The 14,185-nt window shown below is 36.4% G+C and carries 17 protein-coding genes and 1 pseudogene; 11 read left to right on the top strand and 7 right to left on the bottom strand.

Translation table 11 applies throughout. The annotated features are described in order from the left end of the window. Positions 1 to 116: 116 nt before the first annotated feature. A complete protein-coding gene (pepF, locus tag ACKVEV_RS03615; protein ID WP_409369037.1) occupies positions 117 to 1,922 on the bottom strand; it encodes an oligoendopeptidase F in 1,806 nt (601 codons plus the stop codon). Positions 1,923 to 2,157: 235 nt separating this feature from the next. Between pepF and ACKVEV_RS03620 the strand changes: the two genes are divergently transcribed. From ACKVEV_RS03620 to ACKVEV_RS03640, 5 genes are all read left to right on the top strand, one after another. Further along, positions 2,158 to 2,598, top strand: a complete 441-nt coding sequence (locus ACKVEV_RS03620; RefSeq protein WP_409369038.1) for a Dps family protein — start codon at positions 2,158 to 2,160, stop codon at positions 2,596 to 2,598. Positions 2,599 to 2,691: 93 nt separating this feature from the next. After that, on the top strand, positions 2,692 to 3,213 hold the full coding sequence (locus ACKVEV_RS03625; RefSeq protein ID WP_409369039.1) for a general stress protein: 522 nt from the start codon (positions 2,692 to 2,694) through the stop codon (positions 3,211 to 3,213). Between the two features lie 117 nt (positions 3,214 to 3,330). After that, positions 3,331 to 3,657, top strand: a complete 327-nt coding sequence (locus ACKVEV_RS03630; protein WP_409369040.1) for a transposase — start codon at positions 3,331 to 3,333, stop codon at positions 3,655 to 3,657. A gap of 14 nt (positions 3,658 to 3,671) precedes the next feature. Next, positions 3,672 to 4,001, top strand: coding sequence for an IS3 family transposase (locus ACKVEV_RS03635; RefSeq protein ID WP_409369041.1), 330 nt, complete (start codon positions 3,672 to 3,674; stop codon positions 3,999 to 4,001). 136 nt (positions 4,002 to 4,137) lie between these two features. Further along, positions 4,138 to 4,614 carry a hypothetical protein gene (locus ACKVEV_RS03640; protein ID WP_409369042.1) on the top strand — a complete coding sequence of 159 codons (477 nt, stop codon included), beginning with the start codon at positions 4,138 to 4,140 and terminating at the stop codon, positions 4,612 to 4,614. 130 nt (positions 4,615 to 4,744) lie between these two features. On the opposite strand, the pseudogene ACKVEV_RS03645 reads toward ACKVEV_RS03640, so the two are convergent. Continuing rightward, positions 4,745 to 5,256, bottom strand: a pseudogene (locus tag ACKVEV_RS03645) (GNAT family N-acetyltransferase). A 193-nt stretch (positions 5,257 to 5,449) separates the two neighbouring features. On the opposite strand from ACKVEV_RS03645, the gene ACKVEV_RS03650 reads away from it, so the two are divergent. Together ACKVEV_RS03650 and ACKVEV_RS03655 are read left to right on the top strand one after the other, a co-directional pair. Then, on the top strand, positions 5,450 to 5,899 hold the full coding sequence (locus ACKVEV_RS03650; protein ID WP_409369043.1) for a Dps family protein: 450 nt from the start codon (positions 5,450 to 5,452) through the stop codon (positions 5,897 to 5,899). A 204-nt stretch (positions 5,900 to 6,103) separates the two neighbouring features. Beyond that, positions 6,104 to 6,607, top strand: a complete 504-nt coding sequence (locus ACKVEV_RS03655; protein ID WP_409369044.1) for a general stress protein — start codon at positions 6,104 to 6,106, stop codon at positions 6,605 to 6,607. 79 nt (positions 6,608 to 6,686) lie between these two features. On the opposite strand, the gene ACKVEV_RS03660 is transcribed toward ACKVEV_RS03655, so the two are convergent. Further along, on the bottom strand, positions 6,687 to 7,586 hold the full coding sequence (locus ACKVEV_RS03660) for a DMT family transporter (RefSeq protein ID WP_409369045.1): 900 nt from the start codon (positions 7,584 to 7,586) through the stop codon (positions 6,687 to 6,689). 131 nt (positions 7,587 to 7,717) lie between these two features. Between ACKVEV_RS03660 and ACKVEV_RS03665 the strand changes: the two genes are divergently transcribed. The 3 genes from ACKVEV_RS03665 to ACKVEV_RS03675 all read left to right on the top strand — a co-directional run bounded on the left by ACKVEV_RS03665 (position 7,718) and on the right by ACKVEV_RS03675 (position 9,925). Then, positions 7,718 to 8,593 carry a LysR family transcriptional regulator gene (locus tag ACKVEV_RS03665; RefSeq protein WP_409369046.1) on the top strand — a complete coding sequence of 292 codons (876 nt, stop codon included), beginning with the start codon at positions 7,718 to 7,720 and terminating at the stop codon, positions 8,591 to 8,593. 83 nt (positions 8,594 to 8,676) lie between these two features. Continuing rightward, a complete protein-coding gene (locus ACKVEV_RS03670; RefSeq protein WP_409369047.1) occupies positions 8,677 to 9,351 on the top strand; it encodes a phosphopantothenoylcysteine decarboxylase in 675 nt (224 codons plus the stop codon). A gap of 418 nt (positions 9,352 to 9,769) precedes the next feature. Further along, entirely contained in the window at positions 9,770 to 9,925 is a 156-nt protein-coding gene (locus ACKVEV_RS03675; protein ID WP_080653350.1) for a YezD family protein, read from the top strand. A gap of 65 nt (positions 9,926 to 9,990) precedes the next feature. Here ACKVEV_RS03675 and ACKVEV_RS03680 read toward each other — a convergent pair whose 3' ends face one another. Next, positions 9,991 to 10,407, bottom strand: a complete 417-nt coding sequence (locus tag ACKVEV_RS03680; RefSeq protein WP_409369049.1) for a hypothetical protein — start codon at positions 10,405 to 10,407, stop codon at positions 9,991 to 9,993. A 93-nt stretch (positions 10,408 to 10,500) separates the two neighbouring features. Then, a complete protein-coding gene (locus tag ACKVEV_RS03685) occupies positions 10,501 to 10,989 on the bottom strand; it encodes a flavin reductase family protein (protein ID WP_409369051.1) in 489 nt (162 codons plus the stop codon). Between the two features lie 261 nt (positions 10,990 to 11,250). On the opposite strand from ACKVEV_RS03685, the gene ACKVEV_RS03690 reads away from it, so the two are divergent. Beyond that, complete coding sequence (locus ACKVEV_RS03690; RefSeq protein WP_409369052.1) at positions 11,251 to 11,790, top strand: hypothetical protein; 540 nt, start codon at positions 11,251 to 11,253, stop codon at positions 11,788 to 11,790. A gap of 216 nt (positions 11,791 to 12,006) precedes the next feature. Here the strand turns inward: ACKVEV_RS03690 and ACKVEV_RS03695 are convergent, their stop codons facing one another. Together ACKVEV_RS03695 and ACKVEV_RS03700 are read right to left on the bottom strand one after the other, a co-directional pair. Beyond that, positions 12,007 to 13,164: an ABC transporter ATP-binding protein gene (locus ACKVEV_RS03695; protein WP_409369053.1), complete on the bottom strand. Its 1,158-nt coding sequence runs from the start codon at positions 13,162 to 13,164 to the stop codon at positions 12,007 to 12,009. A 110-nt stretch (positions 13,165 to 13,274) separates the two neighbouring features. Beyond that, the gene (locus ACKVEV_RS03700) at positions 13,275 to 14,174 is read right to left on the bottom strand and encodes a PucR family transcriptional regulator (RefSeq protein WP_409369054.1); all 900 of its coding nucleotides are present in this window, start codon (positions 14,172 to 14,174) and stop codon (positions 13,275 to 13,277) included. Positions 14,175 to 14,185: the final 11 nt, after the last annotated feature.

Consider the following 14,185-nt stretch of genomic DNA (forward strand, 5'->3'; position numbering starts at 1 on the left):
ATCAAAAAAGTTGTTGGGACGAGCCCTGATTCTAGTATATGTATGAGTTTCACCGCGTAGAACTAAAAAATGAAAACCATCTACGCACTAGAACGTAGATGGTAACGATAAAACTATTAAGCTTCCATTTCTGCTGTTAGTCTTTCAAGCTCATCAATTAAATGACCGATATAAGCGATGGTCTCTCGTAGCGGTTGATCTGTTGTAACGTCCACGCCTGCCATTTGAGCTAATTCAACAGGTGATTTTGTGCCACCTGCTTGTAATACTTTTAGCCATTCTTCTACAGCAGAATCGCCTTCTTTTAAAATACGTTGTGATACTTGGGTAGAAATCGTTAAGCCGGCACTATATGTGTATGGATACAAGCCCATGTAATAATGAGGCTGACGCATCCAAGTTAGCTCAGCGCCTTCTGAAATAGTGACAGTGTCGCCCCAGAAATCTTCTAAAACTGTACGTTTTAAATCATTTAACACAGTGGCATTAACTGATTCGCCTGCGTCTACTAATTCATACACTTTGCGCTGATAGGCTGCTTCTAATAAATGTGTAACGAAGTTATGATAATACGTTTTCGCTACGATATTAGAAATAACCCAACGTTTAAAGCGTTTATCATCGTTATGAGTCAATAAATAGTTTGCTAGCAACATTTCATTCATTGTCGATGGCGCCTCAATAAAGTATAGGGATGGACGACTATTTAAATAAGATTGATGTGCATGGGCATTGACAAAATGTCCTGCGTGTCCAAGCTCGTGAATAAGCGTAAATACTTCATTCATACGTTCATTCCATGACATTAAAATGTAGGGATGAGTGCCATATGGGCTTGAGCAAAATGCACCTGTAGATTTGCCTTTATTCGGTGCATAGTCAATCCAACGATCGTTGAACGCACGTTCAATCATTTGCTCGTAATCTTTGCCCATTACGGATAATGATTTTTCGACATAATCTTTTGCTTCAGCCATTGTTAATTTTGGATCATAGCTTGGATCGAGCGCTATTTTTAAATCAGCAAACGTCATTTCTTCTAAGCCATGCGCTTTTTGCACAAGCTTTGCATAACGGCGCATATGTGGGGCAAGCTCTTTTGTAATCAAGTCAATTTGACGATTATATAGCGAACGATCTACATCTTGGTCAAATAATAAATAGTCAATAACAGAATCGAAACCACGTAAGTCTGCGATTGTTTTTTCTTGTTGAATATGTGTGTTGTACACTTTGGCTGTTGTCTGTTGATACTCACGCAGTTTGCTAGAAAATGCATCGAATGCAGCACGACGAGTCGCTGTATCAGTTTCCAGTTCCCAATCATTTTCAAATAACACATAACTAAGCGGGTGCTTTTTGCCATTGGCTTCAAACTCGCCAAAATGCATATCAACGAGCTTTGTTGTGTTATAAATTTCATAAGGAGCATCAAACGTAGAGCTCAAGGCAGCAAGCGCTTTTTCGACTTCAGGATGTAGTTGATGTGGTTTTTGTTTTAATAGCTCTGTTATATAGCGTTGATAGAGAGGGCTAGATGCTGCTGCTTCCTCTAAAATCGCTTCATCTAAAGCAAGCAATTCACTATGAACAAATGCAATCGAGCTGCTAATTTTACCAACTGCCGTACTAAATTTTGCTGCACGCATTTGCGCAACATCATCTGTGCGATCAGCCTGAATATTTAAACTAGCATAAGTGCCAAGAGGGACAATGCCAACTTGTAATGCCTCAAAAGCTGTCAGTACCTCAATGACTTTTTGTGCATCGGAAATAGTACCTTTATATGTGCTTTCAAATTTTGCTGCTTCCTTAACAAACTGAGCTAAAGCAGGTTCAAAATCAGCATCATTTTCAAGTAAATCTTGTAAATTCCATGTTTCTTCCACTGCAACATCTTTGCGTAATGGTAATACTTCCATGTAAGAACACCCCTTTTAACGTAAGTGATTCCATTATAACGAAACTATTTCGAAAAGTGAAATAATTTTAAAGATAATATTTGCAATAGTAATAGTACATTTTTTATGAAAAAATGTTCATGTTCTTCATTTTTTAATGTTTAAAAATGTGTTAGTCGGGTAAATAAGAGGTATAGCCAATGCACAAAGTAACCAATACTAAAGGCTAGTATGAAGTATTATTGGAGGAGATATTATGACACAAAAATTAAATCAAGAACTGAATAAGCTAGTAGCAACATGGTCCGTATTATATACAAAATTGCATAACTACCACTGGTATGTAACGGGCAGCTCCTTTTTCACGTTGCATGAAAAATTTGAAGAGTTATATAATGAAACAACATTAAATTTAGATGAAATTGCGGAGCGTATTCTTTCAAAAGAAGGTAAACCTGTAGCCACATTAAAAGAACATTTAGAGCTTTCTTATATTGAAGAAGCAACAGGTAAAGAAACGACAGATGAAATGGTCGCATCTACAATCTCAGACTTCCAAAAATTAATGGAAGCTACAAATTCTACAATGGAGCTAGCGGCCCAAGAGGGCGATGATCGCACAGAAGATATGTTAAATGCGATGTATCAATCTCTTGAAAAACATACTTGGATGTTAAAAGCATTCCTGAATAAGTAACATCAAAACGAACATGAAGAACAACGGTAAAGGCAATTCCTCTGATACGATGTGTATTGAGTGAGCCATTAACATTAGGAGGACATAGATAGCATGAACGAACAAAATCCACATATTGAAGTGGCACACTCGAAAGAGGAAATGCTCGATATTTTAACAAAAATGCATGGTCAAGGTTTTCATACAAGTGATATTCATATTATTGCAAAAGACGCTACGCCATTTGAAGACATTAAATGGGATACTGATGTGAAAACCCATGAGGCAGGTAATTGGGTAGATCAATTTAAATCATGGTTTACGGGTGAATCTGCCGTTAAGGAAGGCATCAAACGTTTTCATTTAAGTGAAGGGCAAACGGCTTATTATGCGCAGCTTGTAGAGCATGGTGCGATTGTCGTGTTTGCTGAGCGAGAAACAGATGCTCGTGTAACGATTGCCATTGACCAAGATGAAAATCGCTATCGTCATAATCCGCTTGAACCGCGTGTGACAGCGCCAGAGCCATTTATTGATACGATAGATAATGCTGAGACACCTCAGCAGCGTGAAAATCGGTTAATAGCTGAAGAGCGTGAGGAAGAAGCGGAACAATTGAATAGCGATAAAAACTAAGTAAGCAAAGCCCCCTCAATAAAATAAGGGGGCTTTTTATATTTACATTTCTATTCATTGCCTTAACAATTATAATAGTATAAAAATGACGGATATGCCGAAAGGACAGCCCACCATATGCCAAAGGGAAGAAAAACAACTTTCGATGAACGAATTCAAATCGTTCACTATTGTTTACAGAACGACAATAACTATCAACTAACAGCAGATACCCATCAAGTATCCTACCAACAAGTTTATCAATGGGTTAAAAAATATCAAGCTGGTGACGAGGCGTCGCTGCAAGATAAACGTGGTCGCAATAAAGAAGAACAAGAGCGATCAACGACAGAGCAATTCAAAATGGAAATCAAACAACTAGAACGTGAAAATGAACGGCTACGTACAGAAAATGCGTTATTAAAAAAGCTAGAGGAGCTCGAGAGGAGGAGAAGCATGTCCTAGATAAATATAAATATATGGCCATTCAAGCATTGCATCACAACGATAACTATTCCATCTCCCTACTATGTGAATATGCAGGCATTGCACGCTCTGCTTACTATAAATGGACACAGCGGACACTAACGACAAGACAACAGGAAAATGACGAGATTTTAAAAGAAATAAGCGAGCTATATGAACAGGGGCAAGTAAACTATGGCTATCGTAAAATGACGCACCATCTAAACAATAAATACAATAAAAAATTTAATCATAAACGGGTTTACCGGTTGATGAAGCTTGTGCGCTTACAGAAGGAGGCTACCCAAAAAGGTTCTACTGAAAATTTATTAATTGATGAATAGTTATGATAAAGTTTAAAAAATATCAGCAAAATGTAAAGCTCAAAATGCTAGAATAAATAGCTCTTTGAGTTTTTTATTGAAAATTGACCTATAAATGGCGTTTAAAAACTGGTGAGGGATGGTAAGAGGATGGTAAGTGTGTGTTAATACTAAAATTAATTTCGAACTAATATTTTTAGGTGAATCTGAATACATTTCTAATAAAAATAAAAGGGATGTTCCGATAATTTTGGGCGTCGAGGCTATTTTTAAAATTCGAATAAATGGAGCATTATATTTTGAAGAAGAACTAGCTATTCTAGAATTTTATAAGTCGTTGTATGAGTGGAAAGGAAGAATCAAAGAAAATGAGGTACTCCCATTTCATTATTATTCAATAGAGTATGATAATTATGAAGATGGAGCTATCCTTTCATTGATACCTTTTTCTAACAAAGCTCGGGTAAAATCAATTTGGGCAAAATCTAGCGTTTATAATGTTTTTGACTTAGATTATATTGTTAATGAATTTTTAGCTTTAGAGAAAAAAATTAAAGAAGATATTGAAAGTTATTTTAAGATTGACTTAGGGAAGTTTATTAAACATATTCCGTATAGTGTCACGGGTAGATAAATTTGATATAGAGTAATTTTATTCATTCAATGAAAACATAAAAACAGTAGCCACCGGTCAAATAAAATTGATCGGTGGTTTACTAATTAAAAGGGAACATTTTGAACCCTACTCGATAAACATTAATTGCCTATACATCGCTCCATCGATAATAAACAAACTTCACATTTTGTCCATGCATGGTAAACTCCTCACTACTTGTGCCGGTGTAGGTGAAGCCATTTTTCTCTAATACTTTTTGTGAGGCTATATTGTTTGTTGTCGTCTTCGCAGCAATTTGTCGTATGCCTAGATTGCTCACTCTCGCTAATAATAACTGTAACGCTTTATTGGCAATGCCTTGACCAATATGTTTTTCGCCCACTCGATAACCGACATGACCTAGCTGTAGTTTTTTATCGATATCGGTTAAATTGAGACGTCCAACGATATGGTCGAGTTCATTTTTAATTAAATAGAAATAGGATAGCTTCTGCGCTTGTTCATCAAGTAGCATACTGTTTTTCTTTTTAAAAATAGGAAAATCATAATAATCCTCGCCACGACTAGGTACCATTTTTCAAAATATGCCCGGTTTTCAAGCTCAAATGCATATAAATTTTCCATATCATGATTGGCCAATTCGTGTAATGTAATCATCATAAAGTCTCCTATGTTGGATCGGTTTTATTCCATTGTACAATAAAGAACGTTAGTGGAATATATTAACTGTCATAGATTAAGGAGAGAGATTTTTTAGTTTGATTTTTTATTTTATTTATCGAGTCTACTTGACAGGGTTCGGTGTTTTATTGCATACTAAAACCTATAAAAAACATTAATTGGAGGGGTAATTATGCCACAAGATTTAAACAAGGAATTGAATAAACTAGTAGCAACTTGGTCAGTACTGTATACGAAACTACATAACTATCATTGGTATGTAACCGGTAATGCCTTTTTTACACTCCATGCAAAATTTGAAGAATTATATAATGAGGTTACATTGAATTTCGATGATACGGCAGAGCGTATACTGTCTAAAGGTGGAGAGCCAGTTGCCACGTTAAAAGAGTATCTCGAACTATCACATGTAGATGAAGCAACAGGGAAAGAAACAGCAGATGAAATGGTAGCGACTACTATTTCAGACTTTGAAAAACAGATGAAAGCTATTAATAATGCAATGCAGTTAGCCGCAGAAGAAGGAGATGATCGTACAGAAGATTTACTAAATGCGATGTACCAATCTCTTGAAAAACATACTTGGATGTTAAAAGCCTTTCTTGATAAAAAATCTGCATAATATAATAAATGGAAGCACTTGGCGTTTCACACACAACGCTAAGTGCTTTTTTATCTCTATTCAAAAGCATTATGTCAAAAAGGCAACAGAAGGCAAAATGATGTAACAATTATTACAGTTCAATAAAGGATAGATAAAAGAGGTTTTTGGAGAAAGGAGCGGGGTACATACATAGTAAGCCTTACAAATTAGGAGGAATTGAACATGATGAATGAACAAAACCCAAAAATTGAAGTTGCCCATACGAGAGAAGAGATGTTTCATATTTTAAAATGTATGCGCATGGAAGGTTATGACACAGATGAAATTTATATTATTTCGAAAGAAGCACACGAAATTGATGATGTAAAATCGAATGTTGATGTGAAAACACATGAGGCAGGTAATTGGTTTGACCAAATAAAATCTTGGTTTACAGGTGAAACGGCTGTTACGGAAGGGTTAAAACGTTTTGATCTTACAGAAGGTCAAACAGCTTACTACGCTCAACTTGTGGAGGAAGGTGCCATTGTCTTATATGCTGAGCATAATGTCAATCCTAGTACGTCCACGCTAATTGCTGATTCGAAACGCACTCAACTTGATCCATTCGATACACGAGCAACACCACCTGAATCGATTGTGAATGAAACACCAGAACAACGTGAGGAACGTCTAAAAGCAGAAGAGCGTTTAAATGATGCTGAACAAATGAGAAGATATTTATAATTTTAATGAGCAATGAAAAAAGTGAAATGGCCATTACGCCATTTCACTTTTTCTTTTATTTCAAACGCCATGTGCAAACTTAATGCATCACTTTTTCCTGTTCGTGTTTTCTCATAAATTTTAAAATATGTAAATGCTCTAATTGTGCAACAAGATTTCCAATTAATATAAAACTTCCGCCAATAACTAGTTTTACTGTTAGCCCTTCGCCGATAAACATCATGGCAAACATTGCCGCAAAAATCGGCTCTAAAGAGAAAATTAGCCCTGTATGTGTAGCAGAAGTGTACTGTTGTGCAACAGTTTGCCCAACAAAGCAAAATGCACTACAGATAATGCCTAGCCCTAAAATCGCAATCCAAGAAGTAGTGGAATTCGGGAGTGTAGGTGTTTCAAAAAGCAATGTTAAAACAAGGGCATACAAGCCAGCAAAACCGAGTTGGTAAATACCATAGGAAATGGATTCGACACTACGAGTAAATTTCCCGTTTAACAGCAAATAAATGGAATAACATAGTGCCGCGATTGCGACTAAAATATCGCCTGTTTGGAACGAAAAAGAATGTTGAACAGTTAATACAGTAATACCAATCATCGTACATACAATAGCAAAACTTACTGCCTTTGAGGGTAATTTTTTGTCGATAAAGCTACTGAATATAGGCACTAGGACGACTGTAAGACTTAAAATAAAGCCTGCATTGGAAACGGAAGTTGTCTCTAATCCCAATAAGCTAAGTGCAAACACAATGAATAACAACAAACCTTGAATAGCTGCGTATGATAATGTTTTAAAATCGACTTTTATCATACGTTTGTAAAAAAGTATGCCAGCTACAAAAAATGCGATAATACAGCGTAATGCAACCACGTTATATACAGCCAATGTTTCCAGTCCCATTACCATAAACGTATAAGACAATCCCCAAAACATTGTGACAATGACCATTAATAAATTTGCTTTTCCTTGATTACTCATTTTGCACCTTCTATCTGTGTACTAAAACAGTTTTATACTAAAAATTACTATATATCTTGGATTGTGATTAGTAAAACGAATGTTTATAATGATTAATATTAAAAAAATTCATACATAAAGAGGGAATGGGCATGAGTTTAGTTAAATATGAGATTTTGAATAAAGTGGCTGAAGTTTCGAGCTTTACAAAAGCAGCGGATGCGCTTGGTTTAACACAATCGGCCGTGAGTCATGCTGTTTCGAGCTTAGAAAAAGAATGTGGATTTGCCCTTATTCATCGAAGTCGAACAGGTGTGACGTTAACGAGCGAGGGGCAAACAATGCTGCGGGCGATGCGAAATGTGCTCGACGCAGATGAATTATTACAACAAGAAGCGGCACATATTCTTGGGGTAACCCGAGGGAAATTACGCATCGGTGTTATTTCTAGTATTTCATCCAACTGGATGCCTGAAATTATCGGTATTATGGACAACCAGTTTCCGGGTATTCAAGTAGAGTTGCGAGAAGGCGATTATTATGAAATTGAACAATGGCTGCAAAGCGGGGAAGTGGATGCAGGCTTTTTAAATGGTCAAAAATCGGCGCAATTTCAATTTATTGAATTAGTACAAGATCCGCTATTATGTATCGTCTCCAATCAAAGCGAGCTCTATAATCGAACAGAAATTGACATTACTGAACTTGAAGATAGGCCATTTATTATGACATCGTATCGAGGGACAAATGATGTAAGGGTTATTTTAGAGCAATACCATGTTAAACCGAATATACGATTTGAACTGTCAGAGGAGGTTGGAATTATCTCCATGATTTCTCACCATTTAGGTATTTCGATTTTACCGCGTTTAGTCATTAATCGATTGCCTTCTTCACTAAAGGCCATCCCGTTAAAGCAAGGTGGATATCGTACGATAGGACTAGCAATGAAACATCAAGCATCACCCGTGACCAAGAAGTTCGCGGAAATTTTAAGGACATGGTTAAAAGAACAAAATAAGAAATAGGTTATTTTCGCTTTTTACGTTAAAATAGTACTTGTAGAATACTTATTATTTCATGATAGCTTGAATAGAAAAGGTGAGTGTGAGTGGGGACATTACAAGGAAAAACCGTACTCATTACAAGTGGGGGAACACTTGAAAAATGGGATCGTGTGCGCGGGCATACGAATTTATCGAAGGGGTCAATGGGCTGTTATTTGGCTGAAGCAGCTCTAGCCGCAGGTGCGAACGTTCTTTATATGCACGGCTATTTTGCGCAATTGCCGGTAAATCAAGACAAAATGCGTACAATTCGCTTTGAAGGAATTGAAGATTTAGGCGACAAGGTTCGCCATGCAGTCCAAAATGAACAAGTGGATATTGTCATTATGGCAGCGGCAGGTTCTGATTGGGTTATCGATAAGGTCTATGACCAATCGGGTAACTTGATGGAGGAAACAGGGAAGATGCCGTCGGACGAGCCGCCTGTTATTCATTTTAAAAAAGCACCAAAAGTATTAGGTCAAATTAAAGGGTGGCAACCGAATGTCACGTTAGTCGGATTTAAACTAGAAGCGACGGATGATGAGCAATTTTTATTGTCCCGTGCACGCCTTCGTATGGAAACAGCGAACGCACAATGGATGGTTGCTAATAGCTCACAATCACTTTACGGTGGACAAGAGCCACATTGGATTGTACCAGCACATGGTGAACCGATACAAGTAATTGGCAAACAAGAAACGGCAAAAATGTTGATCAATTTCTTACAAAACGCATAACGACATGCTGTGTAGAAGATACCATTCTGCACAGCTTTTTTTGTTATTCATAATTTGTGCTGTGTAAAAGTATGTATAAGAGTAAAGAGAGTATGCAGTTCAAATGGTTTGGGTAGTAGTGTCGATAGAAGGAGTTTTCCTAAAATAATGGCGTGAGAATAAAGCTTTTTTCTTAATTTCAAAGTATTCAACTAGGTTTTGTAATATTTATATTGACAATGGGTTTTCTGAATTATAGAATTATTTGCAAGAAACGTATTACGCTTATCGTGAGGGGTGAAAAGACTAGGCTCTATTGATATCTCGGCAAGCTTAGTGATTGACTGCTAGTTTTCTAAGAGTAAGGGTCTGTCAGTTCATCTGGAAGTATGGATCTCTTTTCTATTCAAAAAGTATGCCAAAAGAAGGGGTGTATCGTATGTCTCAATTATCAAAGATTGATGATAAGAAATTAGAAGTAATAGCGAAGGCCATTCAAAATTTAGAGTTTGGTGAAGTACAAATTACTATTCAAGATGGTGTGATTGTACAAATTAATCGACTTGAGAAGCAAAGATTTCCACAGAAAAAGTAAAGCCCTAGCGGCAGGGAGAAAAGCTAAGACCACCTTAAATCAACCCATTAAGGTGGTCTTAAGCGTTATTTTACATCGGCTAAATTACTGTCAGTTAATACTTCAAACAAAATGCTAGCATCTTTTTCGTCTAAATGAACGTATTGCTGGTCTCCTTGCACTACTTCTAATGTGTTGTTGTTTGGACTTATCCAAACGGAATAAAGTATAGCTTTAGCTTCAATTTTAGGATTGATAAATTGAAAGATAAATTGATAGTCAGGGGGGCGTTCCATATCAACTTTTACTTGCTCCCAGTCGGCATTATGCAATATTTTTTTCACCCGCTTTACATTTTTCGAACGGGTGATTTCTTTAAAATCTTCATAATTTCCTTCTTCGTTGATTTTTTGAACTTCGATTTTTTGTCGTTCAAAAGGGGTGCAACCTGCCATGATGAAAACGAATAATAGAAGGACAAGCATATTTTTAAAATAGCGCATTACAGTCGTTTCACTCCTTTTCCAGCTACGATAGTATGTAATTTTATAAAAAATAGGTATCTCAAAAGTGATTTTTGAAATACCTATTGCTTATTATTCGTAAAAACTCGGTGGAATTTGCCCAATATGTCTACGATGATAGAGCAATGGTTCCTTTTGGGCATTATCGATTGCTAGTACATGACCTATGAAAATCGTATGGTCACCTGCATCAATCTTGTTATAGGTTTCGCATTGCAGGGTAGCTAATGTATCATGCAGGATCGGTAACCCATGTGCGGAAGGAGACCATTGAACTTGGGCAAATCGGTCAGCGATTTTACTTGAAAATACCGTACATAAATGCGACTGTTCATTTGCTAAAATATTAACGGCAAATTTTCCGGCACTACTGAAAAGTGGGTGCAGCTGTGATTTTTTATCCAACGACCATAAGATTAGGAGCGGATCAATCGACACCGATGCAAAGGAATTAACCGTTAAGCCAATCGGTTCATGCGCCTCATTATAAGCTGTAACAACTGTGACACCTGTTGGATAATTACCTAAAGCCTGTTTAAAAGCAGTTACTTTGTCCGTCATACATATCACCTCTTATTATGTTATGGAAAAATCGGGTTGTTTGTTCTTCTATTCTTTTTGCTAGTGCTATTATGGATAGCCTACAAAATAATCCAGTAACTGTAAAGCGGAACTTGGGTATCCTGACGAGATTATAGCTAAAAAAGGTACAAATGGTATGTTCCAAGTAGAAGACAATGTAGATGATGTTAAATACGTAATAGGGATTAAAGATGGGCATATTAGACAACTATATCCCAAAAACGAATGTGAGGTGAATATATGATGGAAGTAGTAACAATTAATGAATTTGTTGTAAAAAGAATTATCGACGATTTGGAAGATGCAGTCAACAATCCTGATAAATATACGATAAGCATAAACGATAATTGGGATGAATTTGTTTCTTTTATCAATAACACGCAAAATAAATATATAGAAGAAGATGGTCTTCTTAGACTTGATGGTGGGTTATCGATTAAATGCTATAATAAAGAAATTTTAGGTGTTCGATATTGGGACTATCTACCTGAGCTATGGGGATATATTGTCAATGTGATTGAAGATTACTTAGAGGACGGCATTGGGAAAAGTTATTTTCCTGATCAACCAGTTAAAATACAATTAAAGCAATTAAAAAATAAAAAAGTACAATTTTTATTTGATAACGACGATCATGTGTTAGAATTTGAACAAAAAATGCTATTAGGTATCTTTTTAAATCGTGCTGAAGTCTTTTTTACTGTTCTTGTAAAGGAACTTGATTTGACTAGATATAGCTACGAAATTGAAAGAATTCAAAAATTAAAAACCCGGATATGAATCATGGAGTACAACGAATCAAAAAGTGTTAGATTGATTGAATCAAAAAGTGTTAGATTGATTGAGTCAATCTAACACTTTTTATTTACCGTTGATATCCGCCGTGGCGATGTTTTCCGCTCAGCACAGTAAGCCGTAACCCTCGCTAATGCGCAGAGTGCCTCCGTCTTTCATTGTGTACTGTTTTGAGTAGGAGTCACCAACTTCGTTACCATCTTAGCCAACAACAACTGACTTTTCAGAGCCTTCGTTGCCTTTGTTATGTGCACTGTTACCAGGAATAATACGATTCTCCGTGTCTTTATCGAAGAAGTGGACTTTGTTCATATCTAATGCCAGTGGCAATACTTGGCCTGGCTTAGCAGTGGCATTTGAATCTACACGTGCAATAAATTGGTGACCTTCGATTTGTGAATAGAGCATAATTTCTGCACCCATTAATTCAGCTACTTCAATTGTTACATCGACTCTGGAGCCTGGAGATGATTCGATAAATGCTTGTTCATCGTGGAAATCTTCAGGACGAATGCCCATAATAATTTCTTTATTGTTGTAGCCTTGCGCAAGTAAGTCTTTCATTCTTTCTTGAGGCACAGTAATGGACGTATTCCCAATGTGGAATTTGCCATCTGTAAGTGTACCCGTAAAGAAGTTCATAGCAGGGGAGCCGATAAAGCCGCCGACAAAAACATTATTTGGTTGCTCATACACTTCTTTCGGTGCACCTACTTGTTGGATAATGCCATCTTTCATGACAACGAGACGTGTAGCCATCGTCATAGCTTCTGTTTGGTCATGCGTCACGTAGATTGTCGTTGTTTGTAAACGTTGATGAAGTTTTGTAATTTCAGCACGCATTTGTACACGAAGTTTAGCATCCAAGTTTGATAGAGGCTCATCCATTAAAAAGACTTTTGCATCACGCACAATGGCACGTCCTAATGCCACACGTTGACGTTGACCACCTGAAAGTGCTTTCGGTTTACGATTTAAGTACTCTTCAAGCCCTAAGATGCGTGCAGCTTCGTTAACACGGCGATTAATTTCATCTTTTGGTAATTTGCGTAGCTTTAAGCCAAATGCCATATTTTCAAATACGCTCATATGTGGGTATAGGGCGTAGTTTTGGAATACCATGGCGATATCACGATCTTTTGGCGCAACATCATTCATACGTTTGCCATCGATGATTAAGTCACCTTGTGAGATTTCTTCTAATCCTGCTACCATACGTAATGTTGTTGATTTACCACAACCAGAAGGACCTACAAAAACAATAAATTCCTTATCCTCAATATCAAGATTGAAATCTTTTACTGCCGTAACATTCTTATCGTAGATTTTAAAAATATGTTGTAATTTTAATTCAGCCATTCTCGTCATCTCCCTTTAATATGTATGTGTTTTTTTGAGTATAAGAGAAAAATATGTAAATTGTATACGTATACATTACACAAAACATAATTGGGCACATTGAACAACTATTAATAATTTTCAGATTTCAGTAATAACATAGCAAGAGAAACAAAGGCAGCATTTGTAAAGGAACGAATGTCTATCCCTGTGTTTTCGATAAACTTGTCTAATCGATATTGTAAGCTGTTGCGATGAATATAAAGCTTTTTAGCAGTTAAAGAAGCGTTTAAATTGCATTGTAAAAAGACTTGAATCGTTTGTAACATTTCTTGCGCATGCATACTGTCTATTAAAAGATTAGACAAGATGTCTTTGTTTACATAGGTTGGCGAATCAATCAGTAGTAATGGGAATGCCTCGTAAAATGTCATAGAATTCTCACGCTTCGCATAGCGGTGTATCGCTTTAAAACACTGAAACTCAAAATGAAATTTATCTTTTACGAATTGATCGGCTGGATGTAGTTGTCCGATATAACTATAAATTTGAACAAAAAAATCACTCATTAATGTATTACTTAGTTGATCGAATGACTCTTTATCAAACATTATTTGTGGTTTTTCATCTATTATAATGCCTTGTCTTTCGTCAATCATTAAAATGACTGGTTGCCCAATTACACCTGTTATTGCTTCTTTAAAGTTATTAAGATCGTCAATTGGTTGTTTCAGATAGAAATAAAAAAAGCGTAACAATTTTATATCTTGTAAGAAGGGTAGCTCTTTTGCATCATTAAATAAAAACTCAAACCATTTTTGCTGAATAGTAGATTGATGTTGGCTGTTTGACTGATTTTCAATTGGTCGAAATAAAGTCGTAAGTAGGTTGAGTTCCACATCAGAAAGAGCGGATTTCAGTATGCCAAATTTCGTGCCATCTTCGGTTGTAAACCAATATCTTGTATGATCCTTCGCATTATATGTAGTAGTAAAAGCTGCGTGAAAAAATTTTTCTAGTTTGTCGAGCATGTATGTCCTCC

The sequence above is a fragment of the Lysinibacillus sp. 38-6 genome (assembly GCF_046245175.1).
GTDB lineage: Bacteria > Bacillota > Bacilli > Bacillales_A > Planococcaceae > Lysinibacillus.